The organism is Pantoea sp. Ap-967, assembly GCF_011752565.1.
Lineage (GTDB): Bacteria > Pseudomonadota > Gammaproteobacteria > Pseudomonadales > Pseudomonadaceae > Aquipseudomonas.
Genome location: NZ_VWXK01000021.1, coordinates 1 through 22,463 on the forward strand (window position 1 = coordinate 1; position 22,463 = coordinate 22,463).

General features: G+C 63.3%; 21 protein-coding genes. 9 read left to right on the forward strand and 12 right to left on the reverse strand.

Features of this window, described 5'->3' with window-relative positions; all coding sequences use genetic code 11:
• Nucleotides 1–150: 150 nt before the first annotated feature.
• Together F3J45_RS20330 and F3J45_RS20335 are read right to left on the reverse strand one after the other, a co-directional pair.
• Nucleotides 151–1,158 (reverse strand): AI-2E family transporter, encoded by a 1,008-nt coding sequence (locus tag F3J45_RS20330; RefSeq protein ID WP_167066908.1) that lies wholly within the window; start codon nt 1,156–1,158, stop codon nt 151–153.
• A 70-nt stretch (nt 1,159–1,228) separates the two neighbouring features.
• A complete protein-coding gene (locus F3J45_RS20335; RefSeq protein ID WP_167066911.1) occupies nt 1,229–1,522 on the reverse strand; it encodes a PsiF family protein in 294 nt (97 codons plus the stop codon).
• 286 nt (nt 1,523–1,808) lie between these two features.
• Here F3J45_RS20335 and F3J45_RS20340 point away from each other — a divergent pair, with 286 nt between their 5' ends.
• Entirely contained in the window at nt 1,809–2,681 is an 873-nt protein-coding gene (locus F3J45_RS20340) for a DMT family transporter (RefSeq protein ID WP_167066914.1), read from the forward strand.
• On the opposite strand, the gene F3J45_RS20345 is transcribed toward F3J45_RS20340, so the two are convergent.
• Complete coding sequence (locus tag F3J45_RS20345; RefSeq protein WP_167066917.1) at nt 2,678–3,568, reverse strand: triacylglycerol lipase; 891 nt, start codon at nt 3,566–3,568, stop codon at nt 2,678–2,680. The genes F3J45_RS20340 and F3J45_RS20345 overlap by 4 nt on opposite strands.
• Nucleotides 3,569–3,693: 125 nt before the next feature.
• Here F3J45_RS20345 and osmE point away from each other — a divergent pair, with 125 nt between their 5' ends.
• Together osmE and F3J45_RS20355 are read left to right on the forward strand one after the other, a co-directional pair.
• Nucleotides 3,694–4,035 carry an osmotically-inducible lipoprotein OsmE gene (gene osmE / locus F3J45_RS20350; RefSeq protein ID WP_167066920.1) on the forward strand — a complete coding sequence of 114 codons (342 nt, stop codon included), beginning with the start codon at nt 3,694–3,696 and terminating at the stop codon, nt 4,033–4,035.
• 48 nt (nt 4,036–4,083) lie between these two features.
• A complete protein-coding gene (locus F3J45_RS20355) occupies nt 4,084–4,614 on the forward strand; it encodes a bacterioferritin (protein WP_167066923.1) in 531 nt (176 codons plus the stop codon).
• A 95-nt stretch (nt 4,615–4,709) separates the two neighbouring features.
• Here F3J45_RS20355 and F3J45_RS20360 read toward each other — a convergent pair whose 3' ends face one another.
• Nucleotides 4,710–6,776 carry an AsmA family protein gene (locus tag F3J45_RS20360; protein WP_167066926.1) on the reverse strand — a complete coding sequence of 689 codons (2,067 nt, stop codon included), beginning with the start codon at nt 6,774–6,776 and terminating at the stop codon, nt 4,710–4,712.
• Between the two features lie 340 nt (nt 6,777–7,116).
• Between F3J45_RS20360 and F3J45_RS20365 the strand changes: the two genes are divergently transcribed.
• The 3 genes from F3J45_RS20365 (at nt 7,117) to F3J45_RS20375 (ending at nt 9,459) form a co-directional block, all read left to right on the forward strand.
• Nucleotides 7,117–7,479 carry a hypothetical protein gene (locus F3J45_RS20365; RefSeq protein WP_167066929.1) on the forward strand — a complete coding sequence of 121 codons (363 nt, stop codon included), beginning with the start codon at nt 7,117–7,119 and terminating at the stop codon, nt 7,477–7,479.
• A 122-nt stretch (nt 7,480–7,601) separates the two neighbouring features.
• Nucleotides 7,602–8,234: a TetR family transcriptional regulator gene (locus F3J45_RS20370; RefSeq protein WP_167066932.1), complete on the forward strand. Its 633-nt coding sequence runs from the start codon at nt 7,602–7,604 to the stop codon at nt 8,232–8,234.
• Nucleotides 8,235–8,361: 127 nt separating this feature from the next.
• A complete protein-coding gene (locus tag F3J45_RS20375) occupies nt 8,362–9,459 on the forward strand; it encodes an AGE family epimerase/isomerase (protein ID WP_167066935.1) in 1,098 nt (365 codons plus the stop codon).
• A gap of 99 nt (nt 9,460–9,558) precedes the next feature.
• On the opposite strand, the gene F3J45_RS20380 is transcribed toward F3J45_RS20375, so the two are convergent.
• The 6 genes from F3J45_RS20380 to F3J45_RS20405 all read right to left on the reverse strand — a co-directional run bounded on the left by F3J45_RS20380 (nt 9,559) and on the right by F3J45_RS20405 (nt 16,019).
• Nucleotides 9,559–10,326 (reverse strand): SDR family oxidoreductase, encoded by a 768-nt coding sequence (locus F3J45_RS20380; RefSeq protein ID WP_167066938.1) that lies wholly within the window; start codon nt 10,324–10,326, stop codon nt 9,559–9,561.
• Between the two features lie 596 nt (nt 10,327–10,922).
• A complete protein-coding gene (locus F3J45_RS20385; RefSeq protein WP_167066941.1) occupies nt 10,923–11,639 on the reverse strand; it encodes an ABC transporter ATP-binding protein in 717 nt (238 codons plus the stop codon).
• Complete coding sequence (locus F3J45_RS20390; RefSeq protein ID WP_167066944.1) at nt 11,636–12,511, reverse strand: ATP-binding cassette domain-containing protein; 876 nt, start codon at nt 12,509–12,511, stop codon at nt 11,636–11,638. Before F3J45_RS20390 ends, F3J45_RS20385 begins: the two co-directional genes overlap by 4 nt.
• The gene (gene livM, locus F3J45_RS20395) at nt 12,508–13,809 is read right to left on the reverse strand and encodes a high-affinity branched-chain amino acid ABC transporter permease LivM (protein ID WP_167066947.1); all 1,302 of its coding nucleotides are present in this window, start codon (nt 13,807–13,809) and stop codon (nt 12,508–12,510) included. Before livM ends, F3J45_RS20390 begins: the two co-directional genes overlap by 4 nt.
• Before the next feature lie 2 nt (nt 13,810–13,811).
• A complete protein-coding gene (locus F3J45_RS20400) occupies nt 13,812–14,726 on the reverse strand; it encodes a branched-chain amino acid ABC transporter permease LivH (RefSeq protein WP_167066950.1) in 915 nt (304 codons plus the stop codon).
• 156 nt (nt 14,727–14,882) lie between these two features.
• On the reverse strand, nt 14,883–16,019 hold the full coding sequence (locus tag F3J45_RS20405) for a branched-chain amino acid ABC transporter substrate-binding protein (RefSeq protein WP_167066953.1): 1,137 nt from the start codon (nt 16,017–16,019) through the stop codon (nt 14,883–14,885).
• A 468-nt stretch (nt 16,020–16,487) separates the two neighbouring features.
• On the opposite strand from F3J45_RS20405, the gene pncB reads away from it, so the two are divergent.
• On the forward strand, nt 16,488–17,693 hold the full coding sequence (gene pncB / locus F3J45_RS20410) for a nicotinate phosphoribosyltransferase (RefSeq protein WP_167066956.1): 1,206 nt from the start codon (nt 16,488–16,490) through the stop codon (nt 17,691–17,693).
• Nucleotides 17,694–17,696: 3 nt separating this feature from the next.
• Nucleotides 17,697–18,524: an ammonia-dependent NAD(+) synthetase gene (gene nadE / locus F3J45_RS20415; RefSeq protein WP_167066959.1), complete on the forward strand. Its 828-nt coding sequence runs from the start codon at nt 17,697–17,699 to the stop codon at nt 18,522–18,524.
• A gap of 79 nt (nt 18,525–18,603) precedes the next feature.
• Here nadE and azu read toward each other — a convergent pair whose 3' ends face one another.
• Nucleotides 18,604–19,056, reverse strand: coding sequence for an azurin (gene azu, locus F3J45_RS20420; RefSeq protein ID WP_205299650.1), 453 nt, complete (start codon nt 19,054–19,056; stop codon nt 18,604–18,606).
• Nucleotides 19,057–19,401: 345 nt separating this feature from the next.
• Between azu and F3J45_RS20425 the strand changes: the two genes are divergently transcribed.
• Nucleotides 19,402–19,989 (forward strand): TIGR00730 family Rossman fold protein, encoded by a 588-nt coding sequence (locus F3J45_RS20425; RefSeq protein WP_167066962.1) that lies wholly within the window; start codon nt 19,402–19,404, stop codon nt 19,987–19,989.
• A gap of 112 nt (nt 19,990–20,101) precedes the next feature.
• Here F3J45_RS20425 and F3J45_RS20430 read toward each other — a convergent pair whose 3' ends face one another.
• On the reverse strand, nt 20,102–22,405 hold the full coding sequence (locus F3J45_RS20430) for a YgiQ family radical SAM protein (RefSeq protein ID WP_167066965.1): 2,304 nt from the start codon (nt 22,403–22,405) through the stop codon (nt 20,102–20,104).
• Between the last annotated feature and the right edge of the window lie 58 nt (nt 22,406–22,463).

Below are 22,463 nucleotides of genomic sequence, written 5' to 3' on the forward strand. Positions count from 1 at the left end.
TTTGGGATGTGTTCCTGTGTGACCATCTCCTGGGGAGGCTTGGACGGGGTGAAAACCGCGTCCAAGCCTCAAATGTGTAAACCATGTCCCCGGTTTACGATGTAAACGATGTCTCCGGTCGTACACCCGCGAAAGGGCCGGCCCCGGAAACTAAACCAGCTCAGCCCGCCGCAGCTCACTCTTGAGGTAGGCGTAGTACACCGGCCCCGCCACCACCCCCGGCAACCCGAACGCCGCCTCGAACACCAGCATCGCCAGCAACAGCTCCCACGCCTTGGCACTGATCTGCCCGCCGACGATCTTGGCGTTGAGGAAGTATTCCACCTTGTGAATCACGATCAGGTAGCCCAGCGCCGCGGCTGCCACCCAGATCGACAGCGACATGCCGACAATGGTGATCAAGGTGTTGGACATCAGGTTGCCGATAACCGGCAGCAGCCCAAGCAGGAAGGTCAGCACGATCAGCGTCTTGGTCAGCGGCAGGTGCACGCCGAACAGCGGCATCACCACCGCCAGGAAAATCCCGGTGAAGGCGGTGTTGAGCAGCGAGATCTTGATCTGTGCGAAGACGATGTTGCGAAAGGCTTGCACCAGCAGGTTCAGGCGCTCGAACAGCGCGGCGGCCAATGGCTTGCGGCGAGACACATCGGGAATGCGCTGCAGGGCGATGATCGCGCCGAGGATCATGCCGATCAACAGCGTCACGAACATGTGCGCCATACCCTTGCCCACCAGTTGCAGGTCGCTCAGGTGGCTCTTGATCCAGTCGCCGATGGCCACCTTGAACTCCGCCGCACTGGCCGGCAGGTAGCTTTCGATGAACGGCGGCAACTGGCTGCGGGCGCGCTCTACCAGCACCATGAACTTGTCCAGCGACGCGCCGGGGTTTTCGGCTTCGTGCAGCAGGAAGCTGAAGGCACCGGCAATCAGCAGGGTCAATACACTGACCACCAGCACACCCAACAGCGCCACCGCCAACCAGCGCGCACGCTGCCCGGCAATCAACGGCTGCAGGCGTGGGGTGAGCATGTTCACCAGCTCGAACACCAGCAAACCGGCCAGCAGGCTTGGCAGCAGTTTCAACGGAAGGGCCAGGAGCAGGCCGGCCATGACGATGACCAGGCTGGCCAGGGTGATCTGACGGGGGGTGAAAGTCATACAGCCTCGACGGCAGACAGCGGGAAGACCCGCAGTCTGCCAGCCTTCAGGACACAGGCATAGGCGCAGGTCACTTCTTCTTCAGGCAGTCGCTCATGTAGGCCTTGCGCGCGTCGCCCTTGAGCGCCTTGGTGGTGGCGTCGGCGTTGCAGGTTTTCATCTTGTCCTGCTGGGTGGCGGCCTTGGCCGGCTCGGCTTTCTTCAGGCAGGTGCTCATGAAGGCCTTGCGCTCATCGCCCTTGAGGGTTTTGGCGGTGGCGTCGGCGTTGCAGGTTTTCATTTTTTCCTGCTGAGCGGTGGCGGCGAATCCTTGCGCGCTGAACAATACAGCCAACACCAGCAGGGGCATTTGCAGCATTTTCATGGAGTGGTCTCCTTTCTCCGCGCCCTGTGCACGGGGGTCAGGCTGAGTGTAGACAAGAATTCTTACAAACCCACCCGGGCCTGGCGCCGGGTAAGCTGAGCGATAGACGATGGCTTGGGGGATGGCGACAGACCGCCGATAATAGGTGCCATCAAGGCCTTCGCGGGGCAAGCCCGCTCCTACAGGATTACCGCTAGCCTGAAGTATCGGTGAACCCGTAGGAGCGGGCTTGCCCCGCGAAGGGCTGCGCAGCAGCCCCAATCCGACTTCCACCCGAGCTCCCCCAATGAACTACCTGTTCCCCCTCACCGCCATCCTCATCTGGGCCGGCAATACCGTGGTCACCAAGCTCTCCGCCGGGGCCATCCACCCCGCCGAGATCGGTTTCTACCGCTGGCTGCTGGCCGGCCTGCTGTTCACCCCGTTCCTGCTGCCAGGGGTGTGGCGCAACCGTGCGGCCATCCGCCCGCACCTGGGCAAGGTGGCCGTGCTTGGCATCCTCGGCATGGCCGTGTACCAGAGCCTGGCCTATTTCGCCGCCAGCATCACCAGCGCCACCAACATGGGCATCATCCTCTCGCTGATGCCCCTCATGTCGCTGGCTTTGTCCATCGCCTGGCTGGGCCAGCGCCTGAGCTATGGCGCCCTGGCCGGTGCCGTGGTGTCGTTCGTCGGGGTGCTGGAGGTGGTTTCCGCAGGCCAGCCCGCCGTGCTGCTGGAACAAGGCCTGAACCGTGGCGACCTGCTGATGCTGGTGGCCACCCTGGCCTACGCGCTGTACAGCTTCCTGCTGAAGAAATGGCAACTGCGCCTGCCGCCGCTGCAGCTGCTGTACCTGCAAGTACTGGTGGCCATCATTGTGTTGCTGCCGTTGTTCCTGCTGTCGGCCAAAACCGGGCTTAACCCCCATAACGCAGGCCTGGTGCTGTATGCCTGCGTCCTGGCCTCGATGGCCGCCCCGCTGGTATGGATGCAAGCGGTACACCGCCTGGGGCCCAGCCGCACCACGCTGTTCTTCAACCTGTTGCCGGTGGTGACCGCGCTGATCGCCGCCGCCGTGCTGGATGAGCAACTGGCCAGCTACCACCTGGTCGGCGGCCTGCTGACCCTGGCGGGGGTGGTGCTGGCCGAGCGCTGGACCACCCCGGTACGCCGCTAGAGCCCGGCGGCCCGCAACCGTGCGGCGTGCTCGGTGAACAGCCGCACCGGTTCGGCGCCCTTGCCCACGGCGCCGAGCGACTGGTTGACGATATCCAGGTGGTCGAGCGGAAAATCATCGCCAATCACCTGGCCCAGGTGCGAGCTGAAGCGCCCGACCATGCCGTCGCACTGGCCCTTCTCCCGCACGAAGCTGCGCGCGAACAGGCGGCAGAAACGGCTACTGCCGTCGAAGCGGTTGCGCCCTTGGTCGGTGAGGCCTGGCTGCAGGGTGCCGGACCAGGAGTAATAGCGCACGCCATTCACTTCGTAGGCCCCTTCGCCGCCCCAGGTGTCGGGCAACCCCTGTGGATAAGCCAGGTTGAAGCGTGCCACCCCAGCGCTGGTCAAGGACTGGTGCGAGGCGTGCACGTCGATGGGCAAGGGGTCGCGGCGCCAGCCGGTTTCCAGCCACACCAGCACTAGCGCCAGGCCATGCAGCAGCGCCTTGAGGATGCGCCCCTGGGGTGAACCGCCAGGGGCGGTGCGTTCAAGGTGGTCGGCCAGCTCCGAGCCATGGTTGGGCCCCGCCACCGAGGTGACCGAGGCCACCCGGTCTGGCCGCTTGGCCGCCGCGTAGCGCGCAGTCAATGCACCCTGGCTGTGGCCAATGAGGTTGACCTTCGGCGCCCCGGTGCGCTGGCAAATGTCCTCGATGATCGCCAGCAACTGCTCGCCACGCACTTCACTGGCGTGCAGCGGCGAAACCTGTACCGGGAACACCTGCGCGCCGCCCCGGCGCAAGGCCCTGACAATGCCGAACCAGTACGGGTAGAGCAGCACCCGCACGAAACCAAGCATGCCCGGCACCAGCACCAACGGGTATCGCGTGGCCAATTCCTGCTGCATCGCTTGAGCTCCTTTTCCATGGGCGATGGGCCAACCCTAGCGCCGCTTCGATGACCATCGCAATCGAACTCCCGAGCCGCTGCGTTGTTCCAAACCAGAACAACCCCTGTGCAAGGAGCGGGACCATGTACAAGCAGACCCTGGCAATTCTTCTGGCAAGCGCCGCCCTGGCCGCCTGCAGCAGCCACCCGGAGAACCCGGTGGACCACGTCACCTACCGTGACGAGCCGCTGGTCAAGCAGGTGGAAAATGGCATGACCATGCAGAAGGTCATCGCCATCGGCGGCAGCCCGTCCAACGCCATCGACCTGCCGCACGGGGGTACCTGCAACGACTACATCCTCAACCGCGACGGCCACCAGCAGCCTTACTACGTGCGTTTCGACGCCACCGGCCACGTCGACGCCAAGGGTTTCAAAACCTGCAAGCAACGCGAAGAGGACAGCAAGGCCGCCCACGGCATGTAAGCCTCCCGATCACCCCGCTAACCGTCCTGAACCTGTTTGGAGAGCATCATGAGCAATGTTGAACTGACCGATGTGCAAACCCTGCGCAAGCGCGCCCGCCAGCACGTGGAACAAGGTGCAGTCACCGAGGGCTACCACGCCGACCGCGAGCAGATCCTGCGCCTTTTGAACGAGTCGCTGGCCACGGAGCTTGTCTGCGTGCTGCGCTACAAGCGCCATTACTTCATGGCCAGCGGTATCAAGGCCAGCGTGGCGGCCAGCGAGTTCCTGGAGCATGCCAACCAGGAAGCCGAGCATGCCGACAAGTTGGCTGAACGCATCGTGCAGTTGGGCGGTGAACCGGACTTCAACCCCGACAACCTGACCAAGAACTCCCATGCCCAGTACGTGGCGGGCAATTCGCTGAAGGAAATGGTGCTTGAGGATTTGGTTGCCGAGCGCATCGCCATCGACAGCTACCGCGAGATCATTCAGTACATCGGCGACAAAGACCCGACCACACGGCGCATTTTCGAAGACATCCTGGCCCAGGAAGAAGAGCACGCGGACGACATGTCCGATCTGCTTCAGGGGCTGTAATCGCTTCGCGAGCTGCGCTCGCTCCTACCACGCCACGCCACATCCCCCCGTAGGAGCGAGCAAAGCTCGCGATGGGCCGCAAAGCGGCCCCGCCGTTATTTCCGACTTTTCACCGCAGCCGGCGCCTTGCCGGCTTTCATCTGCTGCAACAACGGCGTGCATTCATTAGGCTGGTCGCCACTGCTAGGCGCCACCAGCGCCAGCAACCCGGCCGCCGGCCCCGCCACCACGCCCAGCGCCAGCATCCCCGCGCCACGCAACGCCAGCGGCAGCGCCTGTACACCGGCGCTGGGCTTGGCGAACGCGCCCCGCACGTACAGTGGCGAGCGCAACGAGAACAACCTCAGGCCCTTGGATTCCGGGGTGATCTTCAGGTCCAGCTGTTCGCTGGCAAAGTTGGCCGTGCCGTTGATGTAGATGATCGCGTTCTCGGTATCGAAAATGAACAACCGGGTAGTCGCCAGGCCATCCTTGACACCCACGTCCGCAGCCGCGCAGTTGATCTTCACGTCCTCATCACCGAACAGCTTGCCGACCACGTAGTTGCCCACGTTGAGCCCGGCGATCTCCATCAGGCTGCGGCTGATCGCGCCGTCGTTGATCAACATGCGCAAGTTGCCATTGGCCGTGCCCAGCAGCGCCGCCACCGAGTTGCCGCGGCCGCTGATGTCGGCATCACCGTTGAGCTCGCCAAAGCTGGTTTGCATCGGCGCGAAGCTTGGGAACAGCTGCTTGAGCTTGAAGCCGCGTGCGGTCAATTGAGCACGCCCCTGCAACGGCACGTTGCGGCCATCGAGGCGAATGTTGGAGGCCAGGTTGCCACCGGCCACGCCAAAGCGCAGCGGTTCCAGGCGCAGCAAGCCATCGTCGAGAATCACGTGGGCGGAAAGGTCGTTGAACGGCAGCTGCTCGCTGTGCACGATCCGCTTGCCGGCGAAGGTGACGTCGGCATCCATGGCGCGCCAGCGCTCGGTGCGGAACTCTTCCACCGGCAGCACCTTGTTCGCCGGTTGCTTGCTGGCGCCTCCGCGGGCCTTCTGCTCGGCGTTGGAGTCGGCGCCAATCAAGGGGGCCAGGTCCTTGAACAGCAGCTGGTTGGACACCAGGTTGCCGCTGAGCTTGGGCCGTGGCTGGCTGGCGACGAAGCCCAGGTCGCCGTGGATGTCACTGTTGCCGATCTTGCCGTTGAAGCCCTGGTAATTGAAGGTCGCGCCCTGGGCGGCATGCAGGTTGGCGCTGAGGCGCCCGTCGGTGGCGTAGGCTGGGGTATCGGGCAAGGTCACGCCGGTGAGCGGGTAGAGGTTGCCCAGGCTCGCCCCGGACAGGCGCAGGCGCAGGTCGAGGGCGCCGAGGTTGCGCGGGTCGGTCAGGGTGCCGGCCAGCACCACATGGGTATCGGCAATGCGCACGTCGGCCTGCAACGGGAACGGCTGCTTGGCATCCTGCAGCGCCAACAGGCCGCCGATCTTGCCGGTGCCGGACACCGGCTGACCCTTGTAGCGACCGTCGGCCTTGAAGCCAAAGGCGTAGTCCTGGGCACCACCGGCCTTCTCGGCACTGGCCTTGCCGACGATGTCGCTGAACGGAATCGGCTTGCCCAGCGGGTCGACCTGCACCTTCATGCTGGTTTTCAAGGTTTGGTCATCGAAGCTGACATTGCCCTGGTCGAAGCCGATGGCGCCGATGTCCAGCTGCCACTTGGACGGCTCTGCGTTCTCGTCCTTGGGGCCGAAGTCGAAGGTCCAGTTGGCGCGGCCATCGGCCAGGCGGGTGAGGCTGGCGGTAGGCCGGGTCAGGTCGATGCGCGGAATGCTGATCTGCTGCAGCAGCAGCGGCAGCGGCGCCAGGCGAAACTCCACGCGCTCAAGGCCGACCATCTGCGGCTCCTTGAGCCAGTCGGGGTTGCCCAGGGTCAGGTCTTCGGCGATGAAGTGCGGCCAGGGCACCCAGGCACGCCAGCCGCCCTCCTCAGGCTCGGTGCGCCAGTGCACGGCGAGGTTGCCGTTGATCGCGAACGGCCGGTGCAAGGCCTCGGAAACCTTCTCGTTGAGCAGCGGCTTGACGCGGTTCCAGTCGAAGGTGGCGATGACCACGACCAGGATCGCCAGCAGGGTCAACAGGGTGGCTAAGGTCCAGACAAGGATTCTGGCGGGGCGCGTCATTGCGTGATTCTCCTGACGACATGGCACAAAACGGGCGTAGCGATGGCACTTAGTATCTGGGACTGATGAAAACCCGCAGGGTTTTATCGACAAGGCCCATGATAGCGAAGTTTTCCTGGCGCTTTTCCCAGCTTTTCCCTTGGCCGCAGCCGTACTGCCCCTCTGCCGCACTGGCGGCAAAAAGCCATCAAGCAGCCCATGACCACTGTGCTAGAGCCATCGGCAAACGCTATCAATACCGTCGATTGTTACCATTACCCGGATGAACTTCTCTCTGGCGGCGCCGCGCGTAGCATTGGCTTCGTACCCACTTTCCAGCCCCCCAGAGGAGCACCGAACCATGAAACGCACCCTGCTGACCCTGACCCTGTCCATACTTGCCGCCAATGCCTTTGCCCTGCCGGCAGCCGACCAGCACCTGACCGCCGAATTGCGCTCCAGCGCAGCTGAAGTCGCCCAGCCGCTGAAAACCGTTGCCGAAGGTGGCTCGGACCGCTTGATCGAACGCAGTGGCCGTGTCGCCGAAGGTGGCTCCGATCGCCTGATCGAGCGTACTGGCCGCGTTGCCGAGGGTGGCTCGGATCGCCTGATCGAGCGTACTGGCCGCGTTGCCGAAGGTGGCTCGGATCGCCTGATCGAACGCAGTGGCCGCGTGGCTGAAGGTGGTTCTGATCGCCTGGTCGAAATCAGCCATGTGAGCTGATCGCCATGGCCGAAAAGAACAACCTAAAACACAACGCCTGCTCCCCTCCAAGCCCGGTCCATTGACCGGGCTTCGTTTTTTTATCTAGAGTGCCCAGCCTCATCGTCACAGAATCCCGCCCCATGCTGCCGCGCGCCGAACAGAAGCTACAGACCCGCCAGGCCCTGCTGGACGCTGCCTGCCTGCTCATGCAGAGCGGCCGTGGCTTTGGCAGCATCAGCCTGCGCGAAGTGGCCAAGGCCGCCGGCATCGTGCCCACCGGTTTCTACCGCCATTTCACCGACATGGACGCCCTGGGCCTGGCTCTGGTGGCCGAGGTGGACACCACCTTCCGCCAGACCATCCGCCTGGTGCGGCACAACGAGTTCGAACTGGGCGGCATCACCGATGCGTCGGTGCGCATCTTTCTCGACGTGGTGGCTGCCCACCGTGCCCAGTTCCTGTTCCTGGCCCGCGAGCAGTACGGCGGCTCCCTGCCCGTGCGCCAGGCCATTGCCCGCCTGCGCCAGGACATCAGCGACGACCTGGCCACCGACCTTGCCCGCATGAAGCGTTGGCAACACCTGGACAGCGCGGCGCTGGCGGTAATGGCCGACCTGGTGGTGAAGACCGTGTTCGCCACCCTGCCAGAGCTGATCGACAGTCCGGAGGCAGGTTATCCACAGGCGCTGAGCGCGCAGGAAAAGATCACCCAGCAGTTGCGCTTCATTTTCGTGGGGGCGCGGCATTGGCAGGGGTTGGGTAACCGGGGCTGATCGCTCGCCTGTGCCGGCCCCTTCGCGTGTGTAGGAGCGGGCTTGCCCCGCGAAGAGGCCGGCACAGGCAACCGAGAACCCCAGTTCTGCTACCATGGCGCCCTGCCCGAATGCGACGAGCGCCCACATGCCCAACCCCCGCCCTACCCCGCCGGAACTGGCCCGTTTCAACCAGCACTTCGCCGACCGTATCGTGCCGCTGTGGCAAGGCCCGGGCTGGAACGCCGAAATGGCGCTGCCCTACGAAGCCCTGGACGCCCAGCACCGCCCACTGCCGGTGCAGCGCTACCGGGCCATGGCCTGCGCCCGCCAGCTCTACCTGTTCAGCAGCCGCATCGAGCAACCGGGCGCTGCCGAGCGGGCGGCGGCGCTGTTCCGCTCGCTGCAGAAGCACTTCCACGACGCCGAGCACGGCGGCTGGTTCTACAGCATCGACGCCAACGGCCAGCCGCTGGACCGGCGCAAGGACCTCTACACCCACGCCTTCATCGTTTTCGCCTGCGCCCATTACCTGGGCAAGGTCGGCGAAGGCCTGGTGGAAGCCACGCTGAACGCCGCCCTGGAAGTGATCGACGAGCAGTTCGCCCGGGATGATGGCCTGTATGAAGCCAGCCTGGGCGAAGACTGGGCCGACCTTGGCAGCGGCCCGCTGCAGAACCCGCAGATGCACCTGGCCGAGGCCTTCCTGCAAGTGCTGGCGGTGCGCGAGGACGAGCACGTGCAGCAGTCGTTGCTGCAACTGTGCACAGCCCTGCAAGCACACTTCATCGAGCCGCTGCACGGGCTGATGCTGGAAAAACCGCGCGGAGCTGTGGATAACTGGTTCGAACCGGGGCACCAGTTCGAGTGGTTCTACTTGCTGGAGACGTCGCCACTGCTGCGCGGTACGGCGCTGCATGGGTCCATCGACCGGGCGTTCGGCTATGCCGAGCAGTGCGGGGTAAGGAACGGCGCAGTGTTGGCGATGCTCGATGTGGATGGCACGGTGCTCGATGCTACCCAGCGGGTGTGGGCGCAGGCGGAGTACCTGCGGGCGTTGGTGTTGCGCCCGGGGCATGAACAAAGGCTGCACACCCAGTTGAAGGCGATGGAGCAGCAGTTCCTGCACGAGGGCGGCTGGCATGAGTGCCGGGATGGTGAGGGGGCGGTGAGCCGGCATGACATGCCATCGACTACGCCTTATCACCTGGCGACCTGCCTGGAAGGGTTGCAGCGCCTGGGCTGACGCCTTCGCGAGCTTTGCTCGCTCCTACAAGGTCAGTGCTGTCCCTGTAGGAGCGAGCAAAGCTCGCGATGGGCCGCAAAGCGGCCCCAATTACAGCAATCAGCCGTTGTTCGAACGGTCGATCGACAATCCCGCAAAATCCTGGCGCACCGGCATCAGCTCAAGGCTGTTGATGTTGATGTGCGCCGGCTGGTTGAGAATCCAGAAAATGGTCTCGGCAATGTCCTGCGGCTGGATCGGCTCGGCGCCCGCATAGGTGGCGTCATACTTGGCCTGGTCACCGCCGTGGCGCACCAGCGAGAATTCGCTTTCACACAGCCCCGGCTCGATGTTGCTCACCCGCACGCCAGTGCCGCGCAGGTCGCAGCGCAGGCTCAGCGAGAACTGGCCAACAAAGGCCTTGGTGCCGCCATAGACGTTGCTGCCCGGGTACGGGTAATTGCCCGCCACGGAGCCCACGTTGAGGATCGACGCACCACGGCCGTGGGCGATCAGGCGTGGCAGCAGCAAGCGGGTGGTGAACATCAGGCCCTTGATGTTGGTGTCGACCATGGTTTCCCAGTCGTCCAGGCTGCAGTTCTGCGCCGCGTCCACCCCCAGGGCCAGGCCCGCGTTGTTGACCAGGCCGCGCAGCTTGTCGAAGCCGGCCGGCAGGGTGGCGATGGCTTGCTCCATGGCCTTGCGGTCACGCACATCGAGCACCAGGCCGTGCACCTCGGTCTTGGCCGACAGTTCGGCGCACAGGGCGTCCAGGCGTTCCTTGCGGCGACCAGTGAGCACCAGCTTCCAGCCGGCGTCGGCAAAGCGGCGGGCAGTGGCCTCACCGAAACCGGAAGTTGCGCCAGTGATGAATACGGTGGACGTCATGCTCTGTTTCCTCACGGTGGATTGTATTCGGCAGCTTTGCAGCATGCCCGCCCCAGGCCTTGGCAGCAAGCCATTCGGGCAGCTGTTCATTTTTTGTTCATATGCCGCAAACCCTTGCTGTAGAGGGCTCAACGCCAGCTATGCGCACGTTATCCACAGGGCTTTCCCCACGGATTGGGGGCAACTTGCCCGCCACGCGGAACCCTTTCAGCGAAATACAGTCGGTGGATATCTTCAGGTGATGGCGCAACGCTTTCAAGGATGCCGCCTGCAGCGGTCTGTCCAAGGCTTTTTCACAGAGTTATCCACAGCTTGCAAAGTGCCAGACGGCACGCCCCAGCTGTGCAGAAAATCCTATGAAAATCATCCACAAGGGGCAACTGATCAAAATATGAACAGCGCCTTGCAGGCCTTTGAATTAGCGGGTTTGAGCGAGGTGCCACCATGTTTTCCACAGGCGGTTCCACATTAATCGTGGAAAAGATTCAACCTGTGGAAACAAGGGCTTGCGAAGGGATCGTCGAGTGGGTCGAGAAAGATATGCGACAAGTTGTCCACATTGGACCGGGGGCCGCTTTGCGGCCCCCGAAGGCGGCTCAGTGCCCGCCAAGGTAGGCGCTGCGCACCTCTTCATTGACCAGCAGTTCCTGCCCCGTGCCGCTCATGCGAATCTGCCCGTTGACCATCACATAGGCCCGGTCCGACAGCTTCAAGGCATGGTTGGCGTTCTGCTCCACCAGGAAGATGGTCATCCCGGTCTTGGCCAGTTCCCGCAGGGTGGCGAAGATCTGCTTCACCACGATCGGCGCCAGCCCCAGCGACGGTTCGTCGAGCAGCAGCAACTTCGGCCGGCTCATCAGCGCCCGGGCGATGGCCAGCATCTGCTGCTCGCCACCGGACATGGTCATGGCCCGCTGGTTGCGCCGCTCCTTGAGCCGAGGAAACAGCTCGAACATGCGCTGCATGTCCTCGCCGGCATACTTGTCGCCGATGGGGATGGTGCCCATCATCAGGTTCTCCTCCACCGTCATGTCCGGGAACACCCGGCGCCCCTCCGGCGACTGGGCGATACCGTTGGAGGCGATGTAGTGGGACGACTTGCGGGTGATGTCGGTGCCGCGGTACACGATATGCCCCGACGCCGCGCGCGGCTGGCCGAAGATCGACATCAGCAGGGTCGACTTGCCGGCCCCGTTGGCGCCGATCAGGCTCACCGTCTCGCCCTCGTTGATGTGCATCGAAACCTTTTTCAGCGCCTGGATCGGCCCGTAGAACACGTCCAGGTCCTTCAGTTCCAGAATGGGTGCACTCATACCAGCTCCTCTTCGTCGGCACCCAGGTAGGCGGCGATCACCGTCGGGTTGTGGCGGATGTCCTGCGGTGCGCCTTCGGCGATGACGTTGCCGTGGTCGAGCACCACGATATGGTCGGAAATGCTCATGACCATGCCCATGTCGTGTTCGATCAGCACCACGGTGATGTCGTGCTCGTCGCGCAGCACGCGGATCATGCGGCTCAGGGCTTCGGTTTCCTGCGGGTTGAGGCCGGCGGCAGGCTCGTCCAGGCAGATGATCTTCGGCCGCGTGCACATGGCCCGGGCAATTTCCAGGCGCCGCTGCTGGCCATAGGAAAGCTCGCCGGCCAGGCGGTTGGCGCAGTCCACCAGGTCGACCACCTCCAGCCAATAGAAGGCGTGGTCCAGGGCATCGCTCTCAGCCTTGCGGAAGGCCTTGGTATTGAGCACCCCGGCCAGCAGGTTGCGGTTGACCCACATGTGCTGGGCCACCAGCAGGTTTTCCACCACCGACATTTCCTTGAACAGGCGAATGTTCTGGAAGGTACGCGCCAAACCTGCGCGGTTGACCAGGTGCGTGCCGCCGAACATCTTGTAGTACAGGCGGCTGGCAAAGCGCGCCGGCGACACGAAATCGGCCGCCTGGAAGCGCTCGCCCAGCAGCTGGATGACGTTGGTGTGGCTGCCCCGCACGTTCAGCTCGATGCGCCCACCGCTGGCCTTGTAGAAGCCGGTGAGGCAGTTGAACACCGTGGTTTTGCCGGCGCCGTTGGGGCCGATCAGGGCGAAGATCTGGTTGCGCTTGACCTTCAGGCTGACGTCGCTGAGCGCCTTGATGCCGCCGAACTGCATCATCAGGTTGTCGACCGAGAGAATGATTTCATCGCTCATGGCGCCACTCCTTTACGCGGGGTTACACCGGTGCGGCTGATGCGGATCAGGCCACGCGGGCGCCAGATCATCATCAGCACCATCAGCACGCCGAACAGCAGCACGCGGTACTCCGAGAAGCTGCGCAGCAGCTCCGGGGCCACGGTCAGCACGAAGGCCGCGATCACCACGCCCACCGTCGAGCCCATGCCGCCCAACACGACGATGGCGAGGATCAGCGCCGACTCGAAGAAGGTGAACGACGACGGGTTGACGAAGCCCTGGTAGGTGGCGAAGAACACCCCGGCAAGGCCGGCGGTGGAGGCGCCCAGGGTGAACGCCGAGAGTTTGACCAGCACATGGTTCAGGCCCATCGAACGGCAGGCGATCTCGTCTTCGCGCAGCGCTTCCCAGGCGCGGCCAACTGGCATGCGGGTCAGCCGGTGCTTGATGTACAGCACCGCCAGCACGACCAGGAACAACACCGCGTAGATGAACACGAACTTGAGGTTGGCGTTGTAGTCGATGCCCAGGAACTCGTGGATCGGCACCCCGCCATCCTTGGCCCGGCGGCCGAACTCCAGGCCGAAGAACGTCGGCGACGGCGCCGGCATGCCGTTCGGCCCGCCGGTGAACGACAGCCAGTTGTTCAGCACCAGGCGAATGATTTCACCAAAGCCCAGGGTCACGATCGCCAGGTAGTCACCGTGCATGCGCAACACCGGAAAGCCCAGTATGCACCCCGCCAGCGCTGCGGCGATGGCCGCCAGCGGCAGCACGGTCCAGAAACCCAGCCCCAGGTACTGGTAGCCCAGCGCCAGGCCGTAGGCGCCGATGGCATAGAACGCCACGTAGCCGAGGTCGAGCAGCCCGGCCAGGCCCACCACGATGTTCAGGCCCAGGCCCAGCAGCACGTAGATCAGGCCGAGGATGACCACGGTCAGCAGGTACTTGTTGGCGAACACCGGGAAGATGATGGCGATCACCACCAGCGCCGGGATGATGTAACGCAACCGCGACTTGTAGTCTGGTGAATTGACGTGTACGCCCGACCCACCGCTGTCGAAGCCTTCGAGCATGCGCCGGCCAGCAGGGGTTTGCACGTAGAGGCTGAGCAGGAAGCGCCCGAGCATCACCCCGCCAACCAGCCACGCCACCCGGCGCGGCTCGGCATTGAAGGTGTAGCCGTCGAGCACCACGCCGACGATGGGGCCGAAGACGATCAGCGCCAGCAGGCCGGCGACGAGGGTTTCGAGCACACTGCGTTTGAGGTCGAAACCCTTGGTTTCGGAGGCAGAAGCAATTTTGGCAATCGACATGTTCACACCTTAGCCACGAGCGGGCGACCCAGCAGGCCTTGGGGGCGGAAGATAAGGATCAGCACCAGCAGCGAGAAGCTGAATACGTCCTTGTAGTCGGAGTTGATCAGGCCAGAGAACAGCGACTCGGAAATCCCCAGGATGATCCCGCCAAGCATGGCCCCAGGCAGCGAACCGATGCCGCCGAGCACCGCGGCGGTGAAGGCCTTGATGCCGATGATGAAGCCTGCGTAGAAGTCGAAGGTGCCGTAGTTCAGCGTAATCAGCACCCCGGCCAACGCCGCCATCACCGCGCCGATGACGAATACGTAGGAAATCACTCGGTCGGTGTTGATGCCCAGAATCGACGCCATCTTGCGGTCTTGCTGGGTAGCCCGGCACATGCGGCCGAGCTTGGTGTACTTGATCACGTAGGTGAGCAAGGCCATGCCGACGAAAGCCGCCACCAGGATGAACACCTTGGTATAGGTGAGCTGTACGAACCCGCTGCCTACGTTCACCCGCCAGGCCCCTTCAAGCAGGGTCGGTACGCCTTGCTGGCGGGCACCCTGGCTGATCTGCGCGTAGTTCTGCAGGATCAACGAGATGCCGATGGCACTGATCAAAGGTGCCAGGCGGGTGGAGTTGCGCAAGGGTTTGTAGGCGATGCGCTCGATGGTGAAGCCATAGACGCCGGTGACGACCACGGTGAACAACAGCGTACCGAGCATCAGCAGCGGAAAGGATTCGATACCGAAGTAGGCCAGCAATGCCAGGCTGATCGCCGCGAGGTACGCAGAGATCATGTACACCTCGCCGTGCGCGAAGTTGATCATGCCGATGATGCCATAGACCATTGTGTAGCCGATGGCGATCAGGCCATAGACCGACCCGAGGGTCAGGCCATTGACCAGTTGCTGCAGGAAAATACCATCCATAACGCAATCTCACCTGATGGAGATTGCACGAGCGCCGACCACGGCGGGCCTCGGATAAAGCGGCCCTCGCAGCGCAGAACTGTGCAGATCTACGAATAAAGACAGGTACCGCGGGGCGTAGGCCCGGGCGCATGGCCCCCGGGCCGGCGGCCGTTGTTATTTTTGTTTTTCCAGCTGGTGGTACTTGCCTTGGGCATCCCACTGGTAGACCACGTAGTCGGAGACTTTCAGGTCACCTTTTTCGTTCCACTCCTTCTTGCCCATGACGGTTTCGACCGGGTGCGACTTGAGCCACTTGGCGGCGTCTTCGCCCTTGTTCGACTTGGCGCCATTGAAGCCTGCGGCCAGCGCCTGGATCGAAGCGTAGGCATAGAGGGTGTAGCCTTCAGGCTCGGTACCGGCCTTGCGGAACTCCTCGACCACTGCCTTGCTTTCCGGCAGAAGGCGCGGGTCGGCGCCGAACGTCATGTACACGCCGTCAACGAACTGGGCGCCACCGGCGGTGGCCACCAGTTCATCGGTGACGACACCGTCGTCGGACATGAACTTGACGTCCTTGAGGCCCTGCTCGCGCAGTTGGCGGACCAGCGGGCCGGCCTCGGGGTGCAGGCCACCGAAGTAGACGACATCGGCACCAGCGGCACGGATCTTGGTGACCAAAGCGCTGAAATCTTTCTCGCCTCGCGTCAGGCCCTCTTCCAAGACCGGCTTCACTCCCCGCTTGGTCAACTGCGCCGCGGTGGCATCAGCCAGGCCCTTGCCATAGGTATCTTTGTCGTTGATCACCGCGACCTTTTTGCCTTTGAGCACGTCGACGATGTAGTCGCCGGCAACGATGCCCTGCTGGTCGTCCCGGCCGCACATGCGGAACATGGCGGTCAACCCACGCTCAGTCACCTGCGGGTTGGTGGAGCCTGGGGTGATCGCGATAACCCCGGCATCGCCGTACACCTCGGACGCCGGGATGGTGTTGGAAGAGCAGAAGTGGCCGACCACGCCGATCACTTTGTCCTGGTCGACCAGGCGGTTGGCCACGGCCACGGCCTGCTTCGGCTCGCAGGCGTCATCGCCTTTGACCAGCACAATCTTCTCGCCGTTGATGCCACCGGCGGCGTTGATTTTGTCGGCCGCTGCCTGCGCACCTTTCATGTACTGCTCGCCAAACGCTGCGTTGGCCCCGGTCATCGGGCCCGCGACGCCGATCTTGACGTCGGCCTGAACATACGAAGAAACACCCACGGCCGTGGCGATGGCCAGGGCCAGGAAACCTTTCTTGTAAAACGTCTGCGACATGAGGTGGTGCTCCTAGAGTTTTTTTTGGTTGGCACTACAACTTCTCAGCCCTGTGCTCTGAGCAAGGGCCGTGCCATGGGTTTTGTCTTCCGGGAAATCACACACTGCCGATGACCGCGAGACGACCGACGGCCTTCTCTTTACTGAGCGTGCAACCGTCTGCCACGCGGCAGGCGCCACCACTCGTACAGACAAGGAGCAACCATCGAGTGCCATCATTGCAACCCTGGCAAGTGTTAACGTGCAACCGCCCTGTAACAGTCGACGTCACCGAAGTGCACACCGCTGGTGCGCGACTGCTACAGGCGGCACCGTTTAAAGGCTAGCTGCTGCACGAAAAAACACCCGATTTGGCTATTACGCGGCCTCTGTGGGAGCGGGCTTGCCCGCGAAGAGGCCGGCCCAGGCACAACAAACTCCAAAAGACTGGCACAATGTCCGCCATTCGCCGCTTCTGGAGCCCTTTTGATGAGCGAGAGCGCATTCGCCGAGCGCATCGTGCACAACCTGCTCGACACCGATTTCTACAAGCTCACCATGATGCAGGCCGTGCTGCACAACTACCCGGACGCCGACGTGGAATGGGAGTTCCGCTGCCGCAACGGCGAGGACCTGCGGCCCTACCTCGGCGAAATCCGCCACCAGCTGGAACTGCTCAGCGACCTCACCCTCGATGATGGCCAGCTGGCCTTTCTCGAACGCATCAGTTTCCTCAAGCCCGACTTCCTGCGCTTTCTGCGCCTGTTCCGCTTCAACCTGCGCTACGTGCGTATCGGCATCGAAAACGACCAGTTGTTCCTGCGCCTGAAGGGCCCGTGGCTGCATGTGATTCTGTTCGAGGTGCCGCTGCTGGCGATCATCAGCGAAGTGCGCAACCGCCACCTGCACCCGCGCATGCGCCTGAGTGAGGCCCGCGACCAACTGCAGCGCAAGTTCGACTGGCTGCGCGCCCACGCCAGCGACGATGAGCTGGCCGACCTGCAAGTGGCCGACTTCGGCACCCGCCGGCGCTTTTCCAGCCGCGTGCAGGAAGAGGTGGTGACAGTGCTGCGCGACGGTTTCCCGGGCCGTTTCGTCGGCACCAGCAACGTCGACCTGGCATGGAAACTGGATATCAAGCCGCTGGGCACCATGGCCCACGAATGGATCATGGCCCACCAGCAGCTCGGCCCGCGGCTGATCGACAGCCAGATCGCCGCCCTGGACTGCTGGGTTCGCGAGTACCGCGGCCTGCTCGGCATCGCCCTGACCGACTGCATCACCATGGATGCCTTCCTTGGCGATTTCGACCTGTACTTCGCCAAGCTGTTCGACGGCCTGCGCCATGACTCGGGCGAGCCGGTGGCCTGGGCGGAAAAGGCCATCGCCCATTACCAGAAACTGGGTATCGACCCGATGACCAAGACCCTGGTGTTCTCCGATGGCCTGAACCTGACTCGTTCACTGGAGATCTTCCGTGCCCTGCGCGGGCGCATCAATGTCAGCTTCGGCATCGGCACCAACCTCACCTGCGACATTCCTGGTGTGGCGCCGATGAACATCGTGCTTAAAATGACCGACTGCAACGGCTCGCCGGTGGCGAAGATTTCCGATGAAGCCGCCAAGACCCAGTGCCGCGACGAAAACTTCGTGGCCTACATGCGTCATGTATTCAAAGTCCCCAGCAAGGAGTAACCCATGCAAGCGGTTCAGCAAGAGATTGCCCAGGCGCTGAAGGTACAGCCGCCGTTCGCCGACGCGGCCGCGCTAGAGGCCGAAGTTGCCCGGCGCGTGGCGTTCATCAAGGACTGCCTGGCCAACGCCCGGCTCAAGACCCTGGTGCTGGGCATCAGCGGCGGCGTCGACTCGCTGACCGCGGCCCTGCTCGCCCAGCGCGCCATCAACGAGCTGCGCGGCGAAACCGGGGACAAGGCCTACACCTTCATTGCCGTGCGCCTGCCCTACCAGGTGCAGCATGACGAACACGATGCCCAGGCCTGCCTGGAGGTGATCAAGGCCGATGAGGTGCACACCGTCGACATCGCACCGGCAGTGCGGGCCTTGGCCGCCGAGGTGGTGGAGCTGAAGAATGGCTCGCCAACCCTGGTGGACTTCGTGGTCGGCAACGTCAAGGCGCGCACGCGCATGGTCGCCCAGTACACCATCGCCGGCGCTCGCGCGGGCCTGGTGATCGGCACTGACCACGCAGCCGAAGCGGTGATGGGTTTCTTTACCAAGTTCGGCGATGGCGCCTGCGACCTGGCGCCGCTGAGCGGGCTGGTGAAGAACCAGGTGCGGGCGATTGCGCGCAGCTTTGGCGCCCCCGAGGCCCTGGTTGAAAAGGTGCCGACTGCAGACCTGGAAGACCTGGAGCCCGGCAAGCCGGACGAAGCGTCACACGGCGTGACCTACCAGCAGATCGATGCCTTCCTGCATGGGTTGCCGGTGGACCAGGCAGCCTTCGACATCATCGTCGCCACCTACCGCAAGACCCAGCACAAGCGCGAACTGCCGTTCGCGCCTTGAAAAGCTTCGCGGGGCAAGCCCGCTCCTTGTAGGAGCGGGCTTGCCCCGCGAATGGAGGGCAAAGCCCTCCCATACCGCATTACTTGACTACAACCTTGCCCTTCATCATCGAGATGTGGCCCGGGAAGGTGCAGAAGAAGCTGTAGTCACCACCGGCTTCCAGCTTGGAAGTGTCGAACTTCACTTCGGTTTCTTTCTCCGGCGCGCCGATCATCTTGGTGTGGGCGATGATATTGGCGTTGTCGGCCTTGATGTAGTCCTTGTCCAGGCCTTGGCTCATGCCTTCGGTGGCGATGCCTTGCATGTCGGCAGTCTTGGAGATGACCAGGTTATGCCCCATGACGTTCTTCGGCAGGCTGCCGGAGTGGGTCAGCTTGACGGTGAATTCCTTGCAGCTCTTGTCTACGGTGAATTCCTTGCTGGTGTAGGACATCTGGTCGGTCGAGTCGACGGTGACCGAGCACTCGGCGGCGAAGACGGAGGCGCTGGCGAGGGTCAGCAGGGATACCGCTACAGCTTTCGCAAACATCATGAATCTCCTTGGCAGGGTTTTATCAATTGCGAGACTGCCTGAAACCGTTCAGCCCCTTGCTGATATGGGTCAAGGGGGTGTCAATCGGCCAGCCAGTAGAATTGTTCAATGGATTGTATACAACCAATCTAAGAGCACATCATGCCCTTTTAATAGACGATGGGACAACCTCTCATTTAGGAGCAACGCCAATGTCCCTCGCAAATTTCATGAACAGCCTGCTTGCCGCCTACGCCCACGGGGCCACCGGCGCCAGTTGCGAATTCTCCCGGCCGGAGTGAGCCTCGCCTTGGAAGCGGCGGCCATGCGCCGTACCCTGTCACCCTGAGTGACTGGAGATGAGCAATGCCTGTACGTTCCGTTTGTGTGTTCTGTGGCGCCAGCATCGGTGCCAACCCGGCCTACCGTGAAGCGGCGGTCGCCCTTGGCCAGGCCATTGCCCGCCGTGGCCTGACCCTGGTCTACGGCGGTGGCGCGGTGGGCCTGATGGGCACCGTTGCCGACGCCGCCAAGGCCGCTGGCGGCGAGGTGATCGGGGTGATTCCGCAAAGCCTGATGAACGCTGAAATCGGCCACAAGGGCCTGAGCCGCCTGGAAGTGGTCGACGGCATGCACGCACGCAAGGCGCGCATGGCCGAGCTGAGCGATGCCTTCATCGCCCTGCCGGGTGGCCTGGGCACGCTGGAGGAGCTGTTCGAGGTCTGGACCTGGGGGCAACTGGGCTATCACGCCAAACCGCTGGGGCTGCTCGATGTGAACGGTTTCTATGAGAAACTTGGCGGGTTCCTCGACCATATCGTCGAAGAAGGTTTCGTAAGGCCGCAGCATCGGGCGATGTTGCTGCTGGCCCAGCAGGCGGATGAGCTGCTGGATGGGATGGAGCGGTTCGAATCGCCGGTGTTGCCGAAGTGGGTCGACCGGAAGCCTGATTGATTTCGAACCGCTGTGCGGTTCGATCGCGACCTGCGGTCGCTCCTACAGGGAATGCACCCATCTGGTAGGAGCGACCGCAGGTCGCGATGGGCCGCAAGGCGGCCCCGAGGAATCAGCGCGGAATCACCGGCTGGCGCGGCTTCTTGCCCTTGCCGCCGCCACCCTTGGCTGCTTCCTTGCGCTCCTTGGCCGCCTGCTGGTTGCGGGCAAAGGCTTCGGCCTTGGCTTTCTCGCGCTTGTCCCACGGCTTGCTGCCATCGCTGGCACGCGGCGGCAGGCCGGTGTGCTGGGTGAGGATCTTCTGCTCCTTGGCCACCTTGTGGCTACCGGCAGGCGTCGAGTTCTTGCGCCGTGCGCTCTGGTACGAGTCGGTCTGCGGCTGGTGCAGCGGAATCAACTGGTGCTTGCCCGGCCCGATGAGGTCAGCGCGGCCCATGCGCTCCAGCGCTTCACGCAGCATCGGCCAACCCTTCGGATCGTGGTAGCGCAGGAACGCCTTGTGCAGGCGGCGCTGCTCCTCGCTCTTGACGATCTCCACCCCTTCGCTCTTGTAAGTCACCTTGCGCAGCGGGTTCTTGCCCGAGTGGTACATGGCCGTGGCCGAGGCCATGGGCGATGGGTAGAACGCCTGCACCTGGTCGGCGCGGAAACCGTTGCCCTTGAGCCACAGGGCCAGGTTCATCATGTCTTCGTCGGTGGTGCCTGGGTGGGCGGCGATGAAGTACGGAATCAGGTACTGCTCCTTGCCCGCTTCCTTCGAGAACTTCTCGAACATGCGCTTGAAGCGGTCGTAGGTGCCGATGCCCGGCTTCATCATCTTGTCCAGCGGGCCACGCTCGGTGTGCTCCGGGGCAATCTTCAGGTAGCCGCCCACGTGGTGGGTCACCAGTTCCTTGACGTACTCCGGCGATTCCACGGCCAGGTCGTAGCGCAGGCCCGAGGCAATCAGGATCTTCTTCACCCCCGGCAGGGCACGGGCCTTGCGGTACAGCTCGATCAGCGAGCTGTGGTCGGTGTTGAGGTTCTCGCAGATGCCCGGGAACACGCACGACGGCTTGCGGCAGTGCTTCTCGATGTCGTGGCTCTTGCAGGCGATGCGGTACATGTTGGCGGTCGGGCCGCCAAGGTCGGAAACCACGCCGGTGAAGCCAGGCACCTTGTCACGCATCTCCTCGATCTCGTTCAGGATCGACTCGTGGGAGCGGTTCTGGATGATGCGGCCTTCGTGCTCGGTGATCGAGCAGAAGGTGCAACCACCGAAGCAGCCACGCATGATGTTGACCGAGAAGCGGATCATCTCGTAGGCCGGGATGCGCTCCTTGCCATAGGCCGGGTGCGGAATACGCGCGTAGGGCATGCCGAACACGTAGTCCATTTCCTCGGTGGTCATCGGAATGGGTGGCGGGTTGAACCACACATCCACTTCGCCGTGCTTCTGCACCAGGGCGCGGGCGTTGCCCGGGTTGGTTTCCAGGTGCAGCACGCGGTTGGCGTGGGCATAGAGCACGGGGTCGTTACGCACTTTCTCGAACGACGGCAGGCGGATCACCGACTTCTCCCGGGTCACGCTCGGGCTGTCGAGAATCTGCACCACCTTGGCTTCGTTCGGGTCTTCCTGGTCGCCCTTGGCCTGCTCGATGGCGCAGGCCTGGGTGTCCTGGGTGTTCACGTACGGGTTGATGATCTTGTCGACGCGGCCCGGGCGGTCGATACGGGTAGAGTCGATTTCGTACCAGCCCTGTGGCGTGTCACGGCGCACGAAGGCGGTGCCGCGCACGTCGGTGATCTTTTCGATGCTCTCGCCCTGGGACAGGCGCTGGGCCACTTCGACGATGGCCCGCTCGGCGTTGCCGTACAGCAGGATGTCGGCGCTGGCGTCGATCAGGATCGAGTGGCGAACCTTGTCCTGCCAGTAGTCATAGTGCGCGATGCGGCGCAGCGAGGCCTCGATGCCACCGAGCACGATGGGTACGTGCTTGTAAGCTTCCTTGCAACGCTGGCTGTACACCAGGCTGGCGCGGTCCGGGCGCTTGCCCGCCAGGCCACCGGGGGTGTAGGCATCGTCGGAGCGGATTTTCTTGTCCGCGGTATAGCGGTTGATCATCGAGTCCATGTTGCCAGCCGCGACGCCGAAGAACAGGTTCGGCTCGCCGAGCTTCATGAAGTCGTCTTTGGACTGCCAGTTCGGCTGGGCGATGATGCCCACGCGGAAGCCCTGGGCCTCCAGCAGGCGGCCGATGATGGCCATGCCGAACGAGGCGTGGTCGACGTAGGCATCCCCGGTCACGATGATGATGTCGCAGGAATCCCAGCCGAGCTGATCCATCTCCTCCCTGCTCATCGGCAGGAAAGGCGCTGGCCCGAAGCATTCGGCCCAGTACTTGGGATAGTCGTAGAGTGGTTTGGCTGCTTGCATGTCAGTGACCGGTTTTTGGTGTGCAGGGAAATCGCGGGCGCGGAATATAGCACAAATT

Excerpts from the sequence above, each read along its gene's own strand:
- F3J45_RS20330 (WP_167066908.1), bottom strand. The coding sequence starts at position 1,158 with ATGACTTTCACCCCCCGTCAGATCACCCTGGCCAGCCTGGTCATCGTC.
- F3J45_RS20335 (WP_167066911.1), bottom strand. The coding sequence starts at position 1,522 with ATGAAAATGCTGCAAATGCCCCTGCTGGTGTTGGCTGTATTGTTCAGC.
- F3J45_RS20340 (WP_167066914.1), top strand. The coding sequence starts at position 1,809 with ATGAACTACCTGTTCCCCCTCACCGCCATCCTCATCTGGGCCGGCAAT.
- F3J45_RS20345 (WP_167066917.1), bottom strand. The coding sequence starts at position 3,568 with ATGCAGCAGGAATTGGCCACGCGATACCCGTTGGTGCTGGTGCCGGGC.
- osmE (WP_167066920.1), top strand. The coding sequence starts at position 3,694 with ATGTACAAGCAGACCCTGGCAATTCTTCTGGCAAGCGCCGCCCTGGCC.
- F3J45_RS20355 (WP_167066923.1), top strand. The coding sequence starts at position 4,084 with ATGAGCAATGTTGAACTGACCGATGTGCAAACCCTGCGCAAGCGCGCC.
- F3J45_RS20360 (WP_167066926.1), bottom strand. The coding sequence starts at position 6,776 with ATGACGCGCCCCGCCAGAATCCTTGTCTGGACCTTAGCCACCCTGTTG.
- F3J45_RS20365 (WP_167066929.1), top strand. The coding sequence starts at position 7,117 with ATGAAACGCACCCTGCTGACCCTGACCCTGTCCATACTTGCCGCCAAT.
- F3J45_RS20370 (WP_167066932.1), top strand. The coding sequence starts at position 7,602 with ATGCTGCCGCGCGCCGAACAGAAGCTACAGACCCGCCAGGCCCTGCTG.
- F3J45_RS20375 (WP_167066935.1), top strand. The coding sequence starts at position 8,362 with ATGCCCAACCCCCGCCCTACCCCGCCGGAACTGGCCCGTTTCAACCAG.
- F3J45_RS20380 (WP_167066938.1), bottom strand. The coding sequence starts at position 10,326 with ATGACGTCCACCGTATTCATCACTGGCGCAACTTCCGGTTTCGGTGAG.
- F3J45_RS20385 (WP_167066941.1), bottom strand. The coding sequence starts at position 11,639 with ATGAGTGCACCCATTCTGGAACTGAAGGACCTGGACGTGTTCTACGGG.
- F3J45_RS20390 (WP_167066944.1), bottom strand. The coding sequence starts at position 12,511 with ATGAGCGATGAAATCATTCTCTCGGTCGACAACCTGATGATGCAGTTC.
- livM (WP_167066947.1), bottom strand. The coding sequence starts at position 13,809 with ATGTCGATTGCCAAAATTGCTTCTGCCTCCGAAACCAAGGGTTTCGAC.
- F3J45_RS20400 (WP_167066950.1), bottom strand. The coding sequence starts at position 14,726 with ATGGATGGTATTTTCCTGCAGCAACTGGTCAATGGCCTGACCCTCGGG.
- F3J45_RS20405 (WP_167066953.1), bottom strand. The coding sequence starts at position 16,019 with ATGTCGCAGACGTTTTACAAGAAAGGTTTCCTGGCCCTGGCCATCGCC.
- pncB (WP_167066956.1), top strand. The coding sequence starts at position 16,488 with ATGAGCGAGAGCGCATTCGCCGAGCGCATCGTGCACAACCTGCTCGAC.
- nadE (WP_167066959.1), top strand. The coding sequence starts at position 17,697 with ATGCAAGCGGTTCAGCAAGAGATTGCCCAGGCGCTGAAGGTACAGCCG.
- azu (WP_205299650.1), bottom strand. The coding sequence starts at position 19,056 with ATGATGTTTGCGAAAGCTGTAGCGGTATCCCTGCTGACCCTCGCCAGC.
- F3J45_RS20425 (WP_167066962.1), top strand. The coding sequence starts at position 19,402 with ATGCCTGTACGTTCCGTTTGTGTGTTCTGTGGCGCCAGCATCGGTGCC.
- F3J45_RS20430 (WP_167066965.1), bottom strand. The coding sequence starts at position 22,405 with ATGCAAGCAGCCAAACCACTCTACGACTATCCCAAGTACTGGGCCGAA.